Genomic DNA, 17996 nt, shown 5'->3' on the forward strand with positions numbered 1-17996 from the left:
AATTTACAAAGCCCAAAATAGTATTCGCTTGTCAGAGTGTCAAGTATAGTTTACGGTATGTAACGTGAAATGTGCTTAAATTTTGGAATCGATGTCCTAAATTGCTTCGCTGGCGGCTGAAATGGCGCCTCGAGCACAAGGCGGCGAGATGTGAGGTTTGGGAAATGTCTAGTGATCAAACACAGAAGTCTGGGGACAACCTAGGGGATAAGGTCGAAGGAATGTTCCTGGCGGTTGTTGCGTTCGTTCTCATGCTTTCCGTACTTGGCTTAGTTCTGTGCATAGTTCGGTTCGACGATTATGTCGACGCTTTTGTCGTTATTCACCGCAGTTCATTCGACGGAATCGAGGATGCACGCGTGAGGCGGTGGATAATGGGTGTACTTCTACTTATTCGCTCCCTAGCAGCCCTTTCGTGGGTTACATCCTTTTTTCACCTTAAAAAGACGTTAGCTAAGGCGACTAGAAAGAGATTTCTGTTAATGGGGGTGTACTCCATCGCCTCTGCCTGCGGCTTTGGCTATCTCGCGTTGAGGGCGGAACTGGCGAGCTTGGAAGCCATACGGGTCACACAGGCTAGTATTTGTGGCTTTTTGGCGGCCTATCTATGTTTCCAGAGCTTGAAAACCTGGCAAGCTTCTACCCGTTCAACTACACGTCGGTAGGAGGGGCGAACATGAAAAAGACCCCGCTTTCCGATTTACCGGACATGCGAGGTCTTTTCTATCTGTGCCCCTGGTGAGACTCGAACTCACACTGGACGGGTTTTGAATCCGTTGCCTCTGCCAATTGGGCTACAGGGGCGCACAGTGCCAAGGCTTGCTGCCTGTGACTGTGAAAATAGTAGCGCAGGGACTAGGGGAATTCCTAATTGGGTAGGGGAAGCGGGGGAATGCCCACGTCATCCAATAAATGTGCACCGGGGTGTTCGTATATCGGCTCGCTTCTCTAGGATGGGGCAGGTGACTACTAAACAGCCTCGACTTCTGCTCATTGACGGCCACTCTATGGCCTTTCGTGCCTTCTACGCCCTGCCGGTGGATAACTTTTCTACCTCGGGCGGCCAGCACACCAATGCCGTATATGGCTTTCTATCGATGCTTTCCAATATCGTGGCGGAGGAGAAGCCCGATGCCATCGCGGTGGCATTCGATGTAGGGCGAAAGACCTTCCGCACCGAAATGTTCCCGGACTACAAGGCGCAGCGTGAAGCCGCGCCGGAGGAATTTAAGGGCCAAGTTGACATCATCCGCGAGGTGCTCGAGGTGCTGGGGATTACCACCCTCTCCCGCGAGAACTTCGAGGCCGACGACATCCTCGCCACGCTGGCGACCGAGGCGCAGGCTTATGAGACCCTCATCGTCACCGGTGACCGCGATTACCTGCAATTGGTAAACGATTCCACTACGGTGCTTTATCCCATGAAGGGCGTATCCACTCTCCACCGCTTTACGCCCGCCGCGGTGGAAGAGAAGTATGGTCTCACACCTGCGCAGTACCCAGATTTTGCTGCATTGCGCGGTGATCCGTCCGATAATTTGCCGGGCATTCCCAAGGTGGGCGAGAAGACGGCGACTAAGTGGATTGTTAAATACGGGGACTTGGCATCACTGGTTGAGCACGCCGAAGAAATCAAGGGCGTGGTGGGCAATAATTTCCGCGAGCGCATCGATCAGGTGCAGATGAATCGCAAGCTCACCCAAATGATCACGGATATGGACCTAGAGGTTGGCCCTGACGATCTGGCTTTCCAGGAGGCGAAGGTTGCGGACGTTGCCGCTAAGTTCGATGACCTCGAGTTTGGCACCAACCTGCGCGATCGCGTACTGGCCGCCATTCCCAATGACGGCGCTGAGGCAGCGGAGCAGACCGAGGAAATCCAAGAGTTAGAGACAGTCATCGACGATGAGCCATTGTCCCAGTGGCTGCCAGGCCGAGAGCATGTTGCGGTCTATGTCCAAGGCGAGGGAAACCCAGGACAGGGCGATGCTTCTGCCATTGCCTTCGTAGACCAGGAACGCCACGGGCTGCAAGTGGAGTTGGGCGACCTTTCTGCCGCGGACGATAAGGCCCTAGCGCAGTGGCTGGCCTCCGATGCGCCGAAGTATTTCCACGAGGCGAAGGCCGCCTTCCATATGCTTGCCGGTCGGGGTATTGAGCTAGCCGGCATTGCCCACGACACGGCCATTGCCGCCTACCTGCTGCGGCCCGGTCAACGCACTTACGCGCTTGCCGACGTCTACCAACGCCACCTCCAAAAGACCCTCGGCGCCGCCACGGAGCAGCTTTCCCTGTTGGATGATTCCACCTTGGTGGACCAAGCCGCAGCCATTATGGAATTGGCGGAAAGGCTCACTGCAGAGCTCCAAGAGATTGATTCTTTCGAACTTTATACCGACTTGGAGCTGCCCCTGGTGACCATTTTGGCGCGCATGGAAGCTACCGGCATTGCTGTTGACGTAGACATTCTCGAAACACAAAAGGATGCCTTCGTAGAGCAGGTCGCCGAACAAGAGCGTGCCGCCCGCGAGCTTGCCGGTGACGATAAGCTCAACCTCAACTCACCCAAGCAGCTACAAACCGTACTCTTTGAGACTTTTGATCTGCCCAAGACCAAGAAGACAAAGACCGGCTATTCTACCGCGGCTAAGGAGATTGAACAGCTCGCGGTTAAGAATCCCCACCCATTCTTAGACCACCTTTTGGCTCACCGTGAGTACCAAAAGATGAAAACCACCCTCGAAGGTCTAATCAAGACCGTGCAGCCGGACGGTCGCATCCACACCACGTTTAATCAGACAGTGACGTCGACTGGCCGCTTGTCCTCGACGGAGCCAAATCTGCAGAATATCCCGGTGCGCACCGAAGCTGGGCGACAGATTCGCTCCGCGTTTATCGTAGGCGAGGGCTACGAAGAACTCATGACCGCGGACTATTCGCAGATTGAGATGCGTGTGATGGCACACCTCTCGGCAGATCCCGGGCTTATCGAGGCCTATAAGGACGGCGAAGACCTGCATAACTACGTCGGCTCCCGAGTCTTCGACGTCCCCGTCGACCAAGTCACGCCGGAGCTGCGCCGCCGCGTTAAGGCAATGTCTTATGGTTTGGTCTATGGCCTGTCCGCCTTCGGCCTATCCCAGCAATTGGGCATCCCGGCTGGGGAAGCGAAGTCCATCATGGAAAGCTACTTCGAGCGTTTTGGCGGGGTAAAGAAATACCTCGATGAAGTTGTGGTCCAGGCGCGTAAGGATGGGTATACAGCCACCCTCTTCGGCCGCCGCCGCTACTTGCCCGAGCTCAACTCCGATAACCGCCTAGCGCGCGAGAACGCAGAGCGAGCCGCATTAAATGCACCGATTCAAGGTACCGCGGCAGACATTATCAAGGTGGCAATGATTCGCGTTGACCGCGCATTGCAGGGCATGAAGTCCCGCGTGCTGCTACAGGTCCACGATGAATTGGTAGTTGAGGTCGCTCCTGGCGAGGCTGACCAGGTACGTGAAATTCTCGAGCGGGAGATGGACTCTGCTATCGAGCTCAACGTGCCGCTGGAGGTCTCCGCTGGTTCAGGCAAGGATTGGGATGCCGCAGCCCACTAGCGCAGCTTCTTTCTCTCGCCGAGAAAAGGCGCGCCTTAGGCTTGCCTCGCAAGGCTTAACCGTTCAGCGGTGGGAGAGTGCGGAGGAAGTGATCCGGGCTTTCGGCGTTATGCAAGGCCAAGACCTGCACTCCGTGCGCCGATCGCTGGCCTTGCGGGCGCAAGACCACTCAGATGCCGGAAATATTGTGCGTGGGTATCCCATGCGTCATACGCTTTTTGCGGCTTCTGTCAAGGACATAGGCTGGATAACTGAACTCTGTGCTAAACGGCGCAAGGGCGACGCAGAGTTAGTGGCAAAGGTAAACAAGCTCATTGATCGTCCGCTTTCGCGTGCCGAGCTGAAAGAACGTGCTGCCACAGCGTTGCCGGGTGTGCCTTTCTGGCACGTTGTGCGTGTAGCAATGGAAGGCGGTCACGCCGTTTACTCCGGAGCTGATCAGCTGATTACACCGGTCGATTTGCCGGGGTTAGAGGAGATTTACAACGGCGACAAAGTCGCCGCTACCACAGAGTTGATGACTCGGTATTTTCGCACTCATGGCCAAGTCACGTTGGGGGACTTTGCTTGGTGGACAAAGCTACCGCAAAAACTAATTAGACCAGCGGCTGAAAACCTCCCGCCGGACATTGTGCGGTGTGGAGAAGAATCCCCGGACTTTGTCTCGATAGAGGTAATTGATATGGCCGAAGCACGAAAGAAGCGCTCGGTGCTCTTATTGGGAGCCTTCGACGAGTACATCCTGGGATACCGAGATCGGTCATTTGCGATGACTTCAGAAGTTCACGAGATACTTGCCCCTGGAAACCGCGGTGTATTTCGCCGCGCCATTGTGGTGGACGGCCAGGTTCGTGGGACGTGGAATAAACAAGCTATCGAGAATCTGGGTATCCCCGGCTACGCCGAGCCCAAAGTTCAGAAGTTGTGGCGAACTGCGCAATAAGTTTTTAGGTAGCCTTCTCTGTGCGGAAAAAATTATGCGTGCACATGGAGAAACTAGGAAGGGAAATACTGCGCAGTGACTCTGGAAGAGAAAATAAATAAATGGAATCTCCGCTTTTTTGAAAGTTTGTGGGCCATGCAAGTGAATTTCCTTGCAGCCGATATCAATGACCTCGGGCTAGACCAATTCCTTGAAGAGCATAGGGCCTATGGAATCGGGTATGGACTCTTCGCAGTAGCGTATTTTGTGGCAGCCATGAGCATCGCCCGTGTGGCGCCAAACCCTAAGGTCAGGAGATTAACGGCCGCTGGGGTGATGGTCGTTTCCACGGCGCTTGCGTTCCTCTTTCCATCCGAGTGGATGTTTGCTGCGTTGGTTATTTTCGCCCTTGTTTATTACCTCTGGCCACGAAAAGAAGGCGTGTCTATCTGAGGTCGGCGCTCCACCAGGCAATTGGCCAGCATATCGAAGGGAGTTTGGCCAAAAGCGAGCATGCTGATGCTTAAAATTGCCAGTAGCAGGGGCATAACACCCGACCAACCTGAAAGCGTCAGCATTGTTAGCAATAGCCAGGAGTTTCGCAGGCAAGCGGTGAAAAATCCTGGGTGGGTGGCAATGATTTCTAGCTGGAGGGACCACTTACCTAGCGAGGTGGATTTCGCGGCTTCCACCCATACCCGATAGACGTAAAAGACCACGGCGGCGGCAATGGCATTATAGAGTTCTAAGGTCTCTCCAGTAAGCGGATGGTCGGCTGCCGCATTTACTACCCACCGCACCACCATGACGATGGCAGCGGCTAGGAAACTGTCAATCCACCAGGCAATGCCACGTCGTATCAATAAGCCAATCCGGTCCAAAACCATGCCCATAGGTTAGCGGGAATTGCTGCAGACGAAAATAATCGTGCCGGGAAAGATTTCGCCGCGCTCCGGAGACCATTGGCCCCAGGTGATCCTAAGGTCTTGCGGCCACTCGGGTTCAATTATGTCCTCGATAAGGAACGGGCCTTTACTCTGCAGGGCCTGGAACCAATCGGCGATGGTGCGATGAAACTCCGCATACGTGAGGTTGCCATCGCGGTCTTGTTCCAGATAGGCGCGGTCGAAGTAGCTAATATCAGCCGTTAAATCGGTAGGATCATCGGGGAAGATCCAGCGCATGGGATGGGTGACTGAGAGGACAAAACGACCGCCTGGTTTAAGAACCCGGGAGACCTCCTGTAGCGCTAAGTCGAGATTAGCGAGGAAGGGAAAAGCGCCGAACGCAGAGAAAGCAGCGTCGAAGGACTCTGTAGCATAGGGTAGCGACAGCGCATCGGCTTGCGTCAAGGGAAGTGCACCAGCAGCGTGGTTGAGCATGCCGCGAGAGATATCGAAGCCAGTGGCAAAGCGGGCACGCGTTTGGAGCCACTCGGTGCACGGTGCGGACCCGCAGCCAATTTCGAGGACGGAAGAATCCGAGACGTCGCCAAGCAGGTGCACTTGGTCCTCATGGAGCATCTCTGGGCACCAATAGAAGGAAGAAAGATAGTCGGGGTGCTCGGCATGGTAGCTAGCGGCGTCGCCATCCCAGTAGACCTGATTTGCTTGTGATGGGGAAATCACGGTGGGGGAAGAACTCCTTGGAGAAAAAGTTGCGTCTTGTATTTGCCCTTTAAGCTGGACAGATGTAGGGTTGAACGGGCGTGTCTATGCCACGGGTTGTTCTAAGCCGTTGTAGGAAGGCTTTAAGCAATCACGAGGCGGGATCGAATACTTTTCTTTTGCTGCTTTGGGCAGCTTAGCAAGCTTTTTTCGAGAGACGCGCAGTTGTCCAATTTCGATTTCCTACATTTATTCGGAGCATTTCTTAATATGCCATCTTCTAACACCCCGCAGGTTGCGATCAACGATATCGGAACCGCAGAGGACTTCCTCGCAGCTGTAGATGCCACCATCAAGTACTTCAACGATGGTGACATTGTCGAGGGTACCGTCGTCAAGGTTGACCACGACGAGGTACTGCTGGACATTGGATACAAGACCGAAGGCGTTATCCCTTCTCGCGAGCTGTCCATCAAGCACGACGTCAACCCAGATGAGGTTGTCGAGGTCGGCGATGAGGTTGACGCACTTGTTCTCACCAAGGAGGACAAGGAAGGTCGCTTGATCCTGTCCAAGAAGCGTGCGCAGTACGAGCGCGCTTGGGGCGCCATCGAGGAGCTGCAGGCCAAGGAAGAGCCTGTCACCGGTACCGTTATCGAGGTTGTCAAGGGCGGCCTCATTCTGGACATCGGCCTGCGTGGCTTCCTGCCTGCATCTCTGGTTGAGATGCGTCGCGTCCGCGACCTGGAGCCGTACATCGGCCAGGAGCTGGAAGCAAAGATCATCGAGCTGGACAAGCAGCGCAACAACGTTGTCCTGTCCCGCCGTGCATACCTGGAGCAGACCCAGTCCGAGGTTCGTTCCGAGTTCCTGCACCAGCTGCAGAAGGGTCAGGTCCGCAAGGGCGTTGTTTCTTCCATCGTCAACTTCGGTGCCTTCGTCGATCTCGGCGGAGTCGACGGCCTGGTTCACGTTTCCGAGCTGTCCTGGAAGCACATCGATCACCCATCTGAGGTTGTCACCGTTGGTGACGAGGTAACCGTTGAGGTTCTCGACGTTGATCTGGATCGTGAGCGCGTTTCCCTGTCCCTGAAGGCTACCCAGGAAGATCCGTGGCGCGTATTCGCCCGCACCCACGCTGTGGGCCAGATCGTTCCGGGCAAGGTCACCAAGCTCGTTCCATTCGGCGCCTTTGTTCGCGTCGAGGAGGGCATCGAGGGTCTGGTTCACATTTCCGAGCTGGCTCAGCGCCACGTTGAGGTTCCGGACCAGGTTGTCACCGTTGGCCAGGAAGTCATGGTCAAGGTCATCGACATCGACCTCGAGCGTCGTCGTATCTCCCTGTCTGTTAAGCAGGCAGACGAGGACTACACCGAAGAGTTCGATCCGTCCAAGTACGGCATGGCTGACTCCTATGATGAGCAGGGCAACTATGTCTTCCCTGAGGGCTTCGACCCTGAGACCAACGAGTGGAAGGAAGGCTTCGACGAGCAGCGTCAGGCTTGGGAGGCACGTTACGCAGAGTCCGAGCGTCGCTTCAACCTGCACACTGCTCAGATCGAGCGCAACCGCGCCGCAGCCGCTGAGGCTGCTGAGTCTGCAGAGTCCTCCAACTACTCCTCTGATTCCTCTGATGCAGCTCCGGCATCCGAGACTCAGGCAGAGGTTGGCGGCTCCCTGGCTTCCGACGAGCAGCTCGCCGCACTGCGCGACAAGCTCGCTGGCAACTAAAGCTTCCGCTTAGTTCCCTGCTGAGTTTAGAGCTAAGCTTCAAGGCCGCGTTCACTTCGTCATATAGACGGGGTGGGCGCGGCTTTTGTGATCTTTGAGACAGGCCCTGCAAACGTTTGCTGAGCCATTTGAGGTTTTTAAGTGGCTGACCAGCGCAGTTAAGAAGGGGGAGGCAAAAATCTCCTGGCAAGCCCACAAAACGGGCTTTTGTTCATGTGGGAATCCTCTTATACTCAACTATGACGTTATAGCCAGTGCTGCACTGGTTATAAGTGGTATTTGAACTGAGGAGTAAGAAGTGGCATCTACCAAGGACACTTCCGCCCACATCGTTGAAAGTATCGGCGGCGCTGACAATATTACGTCGCTGACGCACTGTGCGACGCGCTTGCGTTTCCAACTTGCTGATGCGGGGAAAGTTGATAAAGGAAAGCTCGACAGCGACCCAGCGGTGCTAGGCACCGTGCCACAAGGCGCCCACGGCTACCAAGTAGTCATGGGTGGCGGCGTTGCTGACTACTACAACGAAATCATCAAGCAGCCCGGTGTACACGCTTCCGGTGAGAAAACGGCGTCCTCCAAGAAGGAGTACGACGGCGTTCGTGGCAAGTACGACTGGGTAGATTACTGCTTCGAGTTTCTTTCTGATACCTTCCGCCCAGTTCTCTGGGCACTGTTGGGCGCCTCGCTCATCATCATGCTGCTGATCTTGGCGGACACCTTTGGTATTCAGGACTTCCGTGCGCCGCTGGATGAGCAGCCGGAAGGCTTCCGTTTGGCTCACGCCATGTTCCAGTCGGTCTTTTACTTCCTCCCGGTAATGGTGGGTGCGACCGCGGCTCAGAAGCTGGGTGCGAACATGTGGGTCTCCGCCGCTATCCCAGCGGCACTTCTTACCCCGGAGTTTTTGTCCCTGGGCGAAGCAGGAGATACCGCTAATGTCTTTGGCCTGCCGTTGGTTATTAACTCCTATGGCTCCCAGGTATTTCCCCCGATTCTGGCTGCAATCGGCCTGTACTGGGTGGAAAAGGGACTGAAGAAGATTATCCCAAGTGCGGTACAAATGGTTTTCGTACCATTTTTCTCCCTGCTAATTATGATTCCGGCAACGGCCTTCCTCCTTGGCCCGTTCGGCATTGGCGTGGGCAACGGCATTTCCTGGGTCCTTTATCAAATCAATGATTTCTCTCCATTCATCTTGGCTATAGTTGTTCCGCTGCTTTACCCGTTCCTCGTTCCCATGGGCTTGCACTGGCCGCTGAACGTCATCATGATCCAGAACATCGCCACCTACGGCTACGACTTCATTCAAGGACCGATGGGCGCATGGAACTTCGCCTGCTTCGGCGTCGTCGGCGCGGTCATGGTCGTCTCCTTCAAGGAGAAGAACAATGCTATGCGCCAGGTTTCCATCGGTGCGTTTGCAGCGGGCATCCTAGGTGGCGTGTCGGAACCTTCCCTGTACGGCATCTTGTTGCGCTTCCGCCGCAGCTACTATCGGTTGCTGCCAGGTTGTGCCTTGGGTGGCGCAATCATCGGTCTTTTCGACGTCCGTGCAGAAGCCTTCGTCTTTACCTCGGCGTTGACCACCAGTGCCATGACCCCGCATTTGGGCTATGTCCTTGGTATTACGACTGCATTCCTTACTTCTTTCTTGCTCACCTTGTTCTTCGGCTACCGCACGGCAGAAGAAAAGCAAGCTGACTTGGAGCGCATTGCGCGCGAACAAGGCGAGACTGTTGACGATGCAGCTGCTCGCGCAGAGATGAAGTTCCTTAAGGGCAATGGTACGGACTCCGCGATCGAGGGCGGCGCCGTTCCCGCCAGCTCCGCAGGCGCTGCTGCTGCCGGCGTGGCCACTAAGCAGGCTGGGAAAGATGCTATTGCGCTGGAATCTCCCCTCGAGGGCGAGGCGGTCGCTCTATCGGAAGTTCCGGATCCCATTTTCGCCGCGGCAAAGCTGGGCCCGGGTATGGCGGTCCAGCCGGCGGGCAATGCGGTCTTTGCGCCTGCCGACGGCAAGGTGCTCACCGTTCAAAAGTCTGGCCATGCGGTAGGACTGAGCTTGGACAACGGCGTACAGCTACTCATTCACGTAGGTCTCGACACCGTGGAGCTGGGAGGCGAAGGTTTTGAAGTCCATGTGGAAAAGAAGCAACGCGTTTCCGCAGGCGATAAATTGATTTCCTTTGACCCGGAATTTATCCGCTCCAAAGGCTATAACCTGATTACCCCTGTGGTAGTTACTAACGCCACCAAGTTTGGAACTGTCACCGGCGAGCCTGGCCAGGTTTCCTCGAGCGATGTGTTGCTGCACATTTCTCCAAAGGCGGAGGACGCAGAGTAAAAGAGACGCTTTCTCCTGAATTGCAATGAAGAGCCCCACCATCGCGTATGGTGGGGCTCCTTTTCGCGTAGGGTGGCGACCATGAAACTCATTGGCCTTACAGGTGGCATTGGCAGCGGTAAGTCAACAGTTGCATCCTTGTGCCGTGAACGCGGGTGGCGAGTGGTCGACGCCGATGGCATTGCACGCGACGTTGTGAAGCCTGGGAAGCCTGCTTTATCCGAGTTGGCCGCAGCTTTCGGAGAGGAAATCCTGCTGGCGGATGGCAGCCTTAACCGCAAGGAATTGGCACGCCGGGCCTTTGCGGACAAAGAGCACACTGAGTTGCTGAACTCTATTACCCATCCACGCATCCAAGAGGAGACACAGCGGCAATTTGCGACGGCACGTGGAGATGGCTGTGACTTCGCCGTTTATGATATGCCGCTGTTGGTGGATAATGGCCTGGACAAAGACATGGACTACGTCATTGTGGTCGATGTGGATCCTGAAGAGCGCGTCCGTCGGCTGGTGGCTTTTCGGGGGATAGATGAGGAAGATGCGCGCCGTCGCATTGCGGCACAGGTACCGGATGAGGTGCGGCTTGCCGCGGCCACGCACGTCATTGATAATAACGGCACGCTTGACCAGCTACGTGTGCGAACGACTGAGGTCCTGGACCGCATTGAAGCGGAGTCACCGAAGATTTAACCATTGGGTAGCTAAAGTTTACGCCATTTCGAAGTCTCGTTAACCTGGGCAGCTTAAGCTACCCGCCGTGGGAACGTGGGATACTGGGCCTTTTGATAATCACGCGGCGCGAGAACTACTCGCGAGCTTGCGGGATGGTTCCTTCGATCTCAAAAGCTTTCAGCAATCATGTTCCACAGAGCCTATCGACTCGGATGACGCAGAAACTATGATTGCACTCGGCGCCTTGTTGAAATTAAAGGCTGATGCACTGCCGGAAGGCATCGAGCGCGAGGATCTCGCGCCCCTGTACACGCCGCAGTCAAAGGCTTGGCTGCGCCGCCGCATCAATAGTGCGATGCGGCCCGAGACGTCTTCCGTTTATGCGCTGTGGGAGACCACTGGCGAGTTGGAAGAATGGCTTCGCACCGCGCAGAACTCCTTGCCCTGAACGTAGCTAGGCGCGCCACCTAAACAGTAGAGTAGTGGGTATGGCTTTTGCTGCTGAACATCCCCTTATTCCAAATTCCGAGCACCGCGTTGTCAGCGAGGTCGAGCGCACCCCGGGCGAGTTTCAGGTCGTTTCTGAATATGAACCGGCTGGTGACCAGCCCTCCGCCATCGCAGAGCTCAATGACAGACTCAACCGTGATGAGCGCGATGTTGTGCTGATGGGTGCTACCGGTACCGGTAAATCTGCCACCGCCGCGTGGCTCATCGAAAAGCAGCAGCGGCCCACGTTGGTGATGGCGCCCAATAAAACCCTGGCTGCGCAGCTAGCGAACGAGCTGCGCCAGCTCTTGCCGCATAACGCAGTAGAGTACTTCGTTTCTTATTACGACTACTACCAGCCAGAAGCATATATTGCGCAGACCGATACCTATATTGAAAAGGATTCCTCCATCAATGAGGACGTAGAGCGCCTGCGCCACTCGGCTACGTCGGCACTATTGTCTCGCAGGGACGTGGTCGTAGTCTCTTCCGTGTCCTGCATTTATGGCTTGGGCACTCCACAGTCTTACCTGGATCGCTCGGTAATCATTTCTGTTGATGAGGAGCTGGACCGCGATCGGTTCCTGCGACTGCTGGTGGATATCCAATATGAACGCAATGACGTGGGGTTTACCCGCGGCACCTTCCGCGCCAAGGGCGATACGGTAGATATCATTCCGGCCTACGAGGAACGTGCGGTGCGCATTGAATTCTTCGGCGACGATATCGATTCCCTGTATTACATTCACCCCGTGACTGGCGATGTCATAGAGGAAGTAGATGAGGTTCGCATCTTCCCGGCCACGCACTACGTGGCCGGGCCCGAACGCATGGAAAAGGCCGTGGCAGCGATTAAAGAGGAATTGGCTGAGCGCTTGGAGGATCTAGAAAACCGCGGCAAGCTGCTTGAAGCGCAACGTCTGCGCATGCGCACCGAATACGATCTGGAGATGATCGAGCAGGTAGGTTTCTGCTCCGGTATCGAGAACTACTCCCGTCACGTCGATGGTCGTCCGGCTGGCTCAGCGCCGGCTACGCTACTCGATTACTTCCCAGAGGATTTTCTCACCATCATCGATGAGTCACACGTTACAGTTCCACAGATTGGCGGCATGTTCGAGGGCGATATGTCGCGCAAGCGCAACTTGGTCGAATTCGGTTTCCGTTTGCCGTCCGCAGTGGATAACCGCCCGTTGACCTTTGATGAGTTTGAACAGCGGGTCGGACAAACCGTATACATGTCCGCCACCCCAGGCGATTTCGAGCTTACGTCCTCGGATGGCGAATACGTAGAGCAGGTAATTCGCCCGACTGGTCTGGTGGATCCGAAGGTTACTGTCAAGCCCACCAAAGGGCAGATTGATGACCTCATTGATGAGGTGCGCACTCGCATATCGAAGCAAGAGCGTGTGTTGGTGACCACGCTGACTAAGCGTATGGCAGAGGACCTTACTGACTATCTGTTGGAGCAGGGGATAAAGGTGCGCTACCTGCACTCGGATATCGATACCTTGCAGCGCGTCGAATTATTGCGGCAATTGCGCTTGGGAGAATTCGATGTTCTCGTGGGCATTAACCTTCTGCGCGAGGGCCTTGACCTTCCTGAGGTCTCGCTCGTTGCCATTTTGGATGCGGACAAAGAAGGCTTCCTGCGCTCTACAACTTCGCTCATTCAGACCATTGGCCGTGCTGCCCGTAACGTGTCTGGCGAGGTCATCATGTATGCCGATAAAATCACCGACTCTATGCAAGAGGCAATTGAGGAGACGGAACGGCGCCGTGAGAAGCAGATTGCCTATAACCGGGAACATGGCATTGATCCGCAGCCGTTGCGTAAAAAGATCGCGGATATCCTTGACCAGGTCTATGAAGACGGCGGAGACGAGGAGGCTAATTCCGATCCTTCCGCCATGGTGGAAAAGCGGGATATTTCTAGTATGGCTACCGATGAGGTGCAGGCGCTTATCGACGACCTCTCGGCCCAAATGGGTGCAGCCGCGCGTGAGCTCAAATTCGAGCTGGCCGGCCGCCTACGCGATGAGATTGCCGATTTGAAGAAGGAGTTGCGCGGCTTGAAAGAAGCGGGGATTTAGTTTTCTCCCCCTAAAAGTGTGCTGATTGATTCTGCGGGTGCTTCTCTAAACGGCTGCGCTAGTTATACTGAATAGGTGCCAGAAGCGCCGTTTAGTTGTCACTGTGAAATGGTTCAACTGCAAGGAGAATGATGCTTACCTATAAAAACATTGCCGTCGGCACCGATGGCTCTGAAACCTCCCTGCGCGCGGTTCGCGCAGCGGCGTCCATGGCACGGGCGTACGACGCCAAGCTGATTATTATCTCAGCCTTTTATAACCACGCTGGATCCATGCTTGGCGCTCCGAGGGGCGACGAAGCCGGTCTGCCCGTTGTAAGTGAGGACATGGCTGGGACCTATTTGACCAATGCCACCCGTATCGCCGAATCGGAAGGTGCGGAGCACATTGAAATCGTAGGAAAATCTGGAGACCCAGTAAAAGCCTTGTTAGAAGTAGGCCAGGACTATGATGTGGACCTGTTCGTTGTGGGCAACCGCGGCGTGAATTCCGTCCGTGGTCGAGTCTTCGGTTCTGTGCCAACGGAACTAACCCACAAGTCAACGGTAGACGTCGTCGTAGTTAATACCACCGAGGAACGTTAATCGTTTCTCGTTGTTACACTGGCAGTAATGCCCCTGTAGGCTAAATAAACACACCGGGTACATTCCCACAAAGAAAGGTCATCATGAGCGACTACAACTCGATCGTTGTCGGTACTGACGGTTCTAAGTCTTCCCTCCTCGCTGTAGAGCGAGCAGCAAAGATTGCCGCCGCATTCGATTCCAATCTGATCATCGGTTGTGCTTACTACGAGAACCAGGAGCAGGCTTCCAAGACCCTGCGCCAGGATTCCGTTACCATTTTGGGCGATGAGAAGGCCGAGGCTAACCTGAAGGACGCCAAGGCTCACGCCGAGAAGTTCGGTGCTTCTAAGGTCGAAACCGCTGTTCGCCCTGGTACTCCGGTGCAGGCCCTGATGTCCATCGTCAATGACAACGATGCTGACCTGCTCATCGTGGGTAACCGCGGCATCAACTCCCTGACCGGCCGCCTGCTGGGCTCCGTACCTGCAGACGTTGCTCGCCAGTCGGACTGCGACGTGATGATCGTTCACACTGTCAGCTAAATGTGGTGATTGAACCCGCCTTGGTCTTGTTAAAGAGGCCAAGGCGGGTTTCGTCGTTAAGTGCTGCTTACTCCGTGGGGTGCGCGGCGTTGAAGGCTGCGGCAAGGGCACTGCCGTTTGCGCCCTGAATCAGTGGGATTGTGAAATGGCCCTCTTCATTGGCATCTGCCAGGGGGCTCAGGGAGCCATGCGAGAGCAGCTGCTCCTGCGGGCTTAGATTGCGGATGATCACGGAGTGAATCCGGTCCGGGTGCTCGTTAGCCACATCGCCGTAAGTCAATGGATCGTGCTGTCCGTCATCGCCGATCAGGATCCATTGCATGTCCGGGTAAGCAATGAGTAGATTGCGTAGCTGAACCCGCTTATGTTCTTGTCCGCTGCGGAAAAGGCCCGTCTCAGTTGGGCCCCAGTCCGTGAGCAGCATGGGGCCTGCGGGGAAATTATGATGGGACAGGAATTTTTTCAGCGAGCCAAAAGTATTCCATGCTCCCGTAGAAAGATAGAACACTGGGGCCTTTGGGAATCGCTGTTGCAGCTGAGCATAGAACTCGGCCATTCCAGCAACGGCCTGTCGCTTGCTGGGGCGCTTAGCCCAAGAGTTCCACGCCGCTGTCAACGCACGTGGCAGCCACGTAACTAAAACCGTGTCATCAATATCGCTGATGATGCCAATCTTGGCGCTCGGATCCACGATGAGCACCTGGACTTCCACGGCTTGCGCGTTGGCGGCCTCGATCGTTGCCGTATGCCAACCAGGTTCTAACCCATGTTCGTGAACGAGGATGTCAACGTACCCGTTGCTATTGGTTGTGCCCGCGACGGTCTTTTCACCAATAGTCACTGAAATGTCGTGGTTTCCCACCTGAATAGTAAGAAACTGCTGGTAGCCGCGTTCACCCCAGGAATCCTTTTTGCCTTCATCAGGATCGTGCATGAGTACGCGGCCAACAACCCTTACTTGCTCGGTGGTGCCATACCCGGTATAGCCCACAATCTGGGGCTTCCATCCCCGCCGTAGAGAACGCTTCAAAGTAAAGGTGTTCAGCGAGCTTTCAGTTTTGCGCGCAATGTCAGATAAGGCCATGGCCTAAAGCTTACGGGAGCCTAAAGAACTTCGCCGCAGTCACCGACGAGGGTAAGCGACTGGGTAGCACGAGTGATGCAGACATAGAGATTCTGCAAACCCTGCGGGGAGGCATCGACGATCCTCTGCGGATCGAGTACCACCACATGGTCAAACTCTAAGCCTTTAAAGCGTTCTGCCGTGGCGGCGTCAATAACTGCTGTGAGCCTGCCGTCTGCCTCCCTGTGTACACCAGGGGTGTAGCTGCCCTGTGCAAGTCGGCGCACCTGCACGCCATCACGGATGGCTGTAGCCGGGATGGCATCAGGGTTAATCATCTCTAATAGTCCATTAGCCAGCTCAGTGATGGGCTGCGGGGTGCGATAGTTGACGGTGAGAAAATGGTGGCGGAAGCGCTGCGCCACGAACGGCTCCAGAGCCTCGCCCCAATCATCAACACCCGCCGGTGAGCCGGTCTGGGAAGTATCGCCCACCAAGGTCATCCACCGTGAAGGGCAACGACGAAAGAGCATCCGCCACTCCATGGGAGTTAATTCCTGGGCTTCGTCCACGATGATATGACCATACGCCCACGTATGGTCTTCGCGGGCGCGTTGGGCAGTGGTGCGCTTATCGCGTACCTCCTGACGGTGTGCCAAGGTCTCGGCGTCGATGACATCATGGGCAGAAAGAATTTCCGCTTCAAACATGTCATCGTCATTATCTGTGGACTCGGAAGAAGACAAGATATCTAGGGCGTCTTCTGCTTCTGCCACTTGTTCGCGCCACGCAGCATCATCGGCTGCCTTCTTTTCCTCAGGGTTGGGCAGGCCGATGAGGACGGCTAGCTCATCTAGGAGGGCGGCATCCGAATCTGTCCATGCTCGCCCTTGTTCTCGGTAGAGCGCCTCTTGAGTTTCATCGTCGTACCCGCGGGCAGCAGAGGCAATGCGCTCAGGTGAGGAGAATAGGCCAGCAAGCACGTCGGTGGGGTGGAGCTCGGGCCAGAACTCATCGATCAATGCAGTAACGGCCGTATCTTCTGCAAGGTCATCGTGGAATTGATCGATATCGGCGCGCGAAAGGAGGTTCTTCCCGCCGAGCGGATCCGCCCCGACCTTTTCAGCCATCTGCAATGCAAGGTCTTCTACGAGGTGCTCAATAAAGGCACCGCGAGCCTCATTGTGTGGCTTTCGCGAGCGCCGGGCCCGAGTGCGGGCTCTTTTCACCATGCCGGGCGTAACGCTTAAGCTGAGGCCATCAATTGCCAGCTCGCATGGGGCGGCAGGAAGAAGCTGATAGTCCTTGACCGCGGTGGAGAGAATCTCCACCATGGCGGCACTACCTTTGATTTCGCGAGCGAGGAGGTCTTCCTCGTGTTCTGGTTCGATTCCGGGGAAGAGCCCGCCGATGGTTGATAGCACCACGCCAGTCTCGCCCAGTTCTGGCAGCACCCGTGAAATATAGTCCAAAAAGCTGCTATTAGGGCCCACGATGAGGACACCCGTGGCAGAAAGTAGTTCGCGGTGGGTATAGAGCAGGTAAGCCACACGGTGCAGAGCAACAGCGGTCTTACCCGTACCTGGGCCGCCTTCTACTACCATGACGCCGCGGGTGTTATCGCGGATAATCTCGTCTTGCTCTCGCTGGATGGTCTCCACGATTGACGCCATGTGGCCGGTACGTGCCCGTTGCATGGCGTGGTAGAGCGCCGATTCGCTCGCGACGCCTGCTTCTTCTTCTCGCACACTGGGGCCGGAAAGAACCTCATCGTGTATTCCGGTGACGGTGCGTCCCTTGGTGCGAATTTGGCGACGGGTGTGGACGCCTTCCGGTTGGGCCGTGGTAGCGAGATAGAAAGGGCGCGCCATGGGGGCACGCCAGTCTAAAAGCAGTGTGCGATAGTCATCTTCGCGTGCATCTAGTCCCATGCGGCCGATGTAGCGGCGGTCTAGGCCTTCGGGGGTGGGATTATCGCCGGGAGCGTCGATATCAATGCGGCCAAAGACTAGGCCCATTTGGGCCACATTGAGACGATCAAGTTTTGCCTGCAGCCCGTGGTATTCGGTTTCTCGGCGCACCAAGGCGTCCGCGTCCGGCGTGGAGGGATCTACATCCGCCTGTACCTCATTAAGCCTTTTATTGGCTGCCGCCACCTCATCGTCGAGGCGCGAAAATAGTCCGTCCACATAATCTTGCTCAGTAGCGATGGCTGTGCGCTCCGAGGAACCTGCAGCCGCCGCGTGCCTATTGGATGCTGAGTTCACGTGACTCCTTGGTAATTGGACGTTGATGGGGATGGGCCGGGCACGCTGTCCGGCAAGGGGAGAGATGAGTTTAGACCCTGCCATGACAAAGAACA

Annotated in this window: 14 protein-coding genes and 1 tRNA gene; 10 read left to right on the forward strand and 5 right to left on the reverse strand. The window is 55.8% G+C overall.

The window, feature by feature from the left end; genetic code table 11:
* Nucleotides 1–730: 730 nt before the first annotated feature.
* Nucleotides 731–804, reverse strand: a tRNA-Leu gene (locus tag QP990_RS05860).
* A 149-nt stretch (nucleotides 805–953) separates the two neighbouring features.
* Between QP990_RS05860 and polA the strand changes: the two genes are divergently transcribed.
* The 3 genes from polA to QP990_RS05875 all read left to right on the forward strand — a co-directional run bounded on the left by polA (nucleotide 954) and on the right by QP990_RS05875 (nucleotide 4977).
* Nucleotides 954–3602 (forward strand): DNA polymerase I, encoded by a 2649-nt coding sequence (polA, locus tag QP990_RS05865; protein ID WP_239208568.1) that lies wholly within the window; start codon nucleotides 954–956, stop codon nucleotides 3600–3602.
* A gap of 88 nt (nucleotides 3603–3690) precedes the next feature.
* On the forward strand, nucleotides 3691–4545 hold the full coding sequence (locus QP990_RS05870; RefSeq protein WP_239208566.1) for a DNA glycosylase AlkZ-like family protein: 855 nt from the start codon (nucleotides 3691–3693) through the stop codon (nucleotides 4543–4545).
* 75 nt (nucleotides 4546–4620) lie between these two features.
* Nucleotides 4621–4977: a hypothetical protein gene (locus QP990_RS05875; RefSeq protein WP_200287587.1), complete on the forward strand. Its 357-nt coding sequence runs from the start codon at nucleotides 4621–4623 to the stop codon at nucleotides 4975–4977.
* Here QP990_RS05875 and QP990_RS05880 read toward each other — a convergent pair.
* Both QP990_RS05880 and QP990_RS05885 read right to left on the reverse strand, forming a co-directional pair.
* Nucleotides 4941–5411 carry an RDD family protein gene (locus QP990_RS05880; RefSeq protein ID WP_200287585.1) on the reverse strand — a complete coding sequence of 157 codons (471 nt, stop codon included), beginning with the start codon at nucleotides 5409–5411 and terminating at the stop codon, nucleotides 4941–4943. The genes QP990_RS05875 and QP990_RS05880 overlap by 37 nt on opposite strands.
* Nucleotides 5412–5420: 9 nt before the next feature.
* A complete protein-coding gene (locus tag QP990_RS05885) occupies nucleotides 5421–6152 on the reverse strand; it encodes a class I SAM-dependent methyltransferase (protein ID WP_023021655.1) in 732 nt (243 codons plus the stop codon).
* A 249-nt stretch (nucleotides 6153–6401) separates the two neighbouring features.
* On the opposite strand from QP990_RS05885, the gene rpsA reads away from it, so the two are divergent.
* From rpsA to QP990_RS05920, 7 genes are all read left to right on the forward strand, one after another.
* Nucleotides 6402–7862 carry a 30S ribosomal protein S1 gene (rpsA, locus tag QP990_RS05890; protein ID WP_023021654.1) on the forward strand — a complete coding sequence of 487 codons (1461 nt, stop codon included), beginning with the start codon at nucleotides 6402–6404 and terminating at the stop codon, nucleotides 7860–7862.
* A 298-nt stretch (nucleotides 7863–8160) separates the two neighbouring features.
* Complete coding sequence (locus tag QP990_RS05895; protein WP_284798703.1) at nucleotides 8161–10209, forward strand: glucose PTS transporter subunit IIA; 2049 nt, start codon at nucleotides 8161–8163, stop codon at nucleotides 10207–10209.
* Between the two features lie 81 nt (nucleotides 10210–10290).
* Nucleotides 10291–10899, forward strand: a complete 609-nt coding sequence (gene coaE, locus QP990_RS05900; RefSeq protein ID WP_239208562.1) for a dephospho-CoA kinase — start codon at nucleotides 10291–10293, stop codon at nucleotides 10897–10899.
* Nucleotides 10900–10966: 67 nt separating this feature from the next.
* Nucleotides 10967–11329 carry a DUF4259 domain-containing protein gene (locus tag QP990_RS05905; RefSeq protein ID WP_051138343.1) on the forward strand — a complete coding sequence of 121 codons (363 nt, stop codon included), beginning with the start codon at nucleotides 10967–10969 and terminating at the stop codon, nucleotides 11327–11329.
* A 40-nt stretch (nucleotides 11330–11369) separates the two neighbouring features.
* Nucleotides 11370–13463, forward strand: a complete 2094-nt coding sequence (gene uvrB, locus QP990_RS05910) for an excinuclease ABC subunit UvrB (RefSeq protein ID WP_200287577.1) — start codon at nucleotides 11370–11372, stop codon at nucleotides 13461–13463.
* 131 nt (nucleotides 13464–13594) lie between these two features.
* Nucleotides 13595–14047: a universal stress protein gene (locus QP990_RS05915; RefSeq protein ID WP_023021649.1), complete on the forward strand. Its 453-nt coding sequence runs from the start codon at nucleotides 13595–13597 to the stop codon at nucleotides 14045–14047.
* An 83-nt stretch (nucleotides 14048–14130) separates the two neighbouring features.
* Nucleotides 14131–14571: a universal stress protein gene (locus tag QP990_RS05920; RefSeq protein WP_005323273.1), complete on the forward strand. Its 441-nt coding sequence runs from the start codon at nucleotides 14131–14133 to the stop codon at nucleotides 14569–14571.
* 67 nt (nucleotides 14572–14638) lie between these two features.
* Here the strand turns inward: QP990_RS05920 and QP990_RS05925 are convergent, their stop codons facing one another.
* Together QP990_RS05925 and QP990_RS05930 are read right to left on the reverse strand one after the other, a co-directional pair.
* Complete coding sequence (locus QP990_RS05925) at nucleotides 14639–15655, reverse strand: App1 family protein (RefSeq protein ID WP_023021648.1); 1017 nt, start codon at nucleotides 15653–15655, stop codon at nucleotides 14639–14641.
* Nucleotides 15656–15675: 20 nt separating this feature from the next.
* Nucleotides 15676–17901, reverse strand: a complete 2226-nt coding sequence (locus tag QP990_RS05930) for a UvrD-helicase domain-containing protein (RefSeq protein WP_284798704.1) — start codon at nucleotides 17899–17901, stop codon at nucleotides 15676–15678.
* Nucleotides 17902–17996: the final 95 nt, after the last annotated feature.

Source organism: Corynebacterium sp. MSK071, assembly GCF_030232125.1.
Lineage (GTDB): Bacteria > Actinomycetota > Actinomycetes > Mycobacteriales > Mycobacteriaceae > Corynebacterium > Corynebacterium kefirresidentii.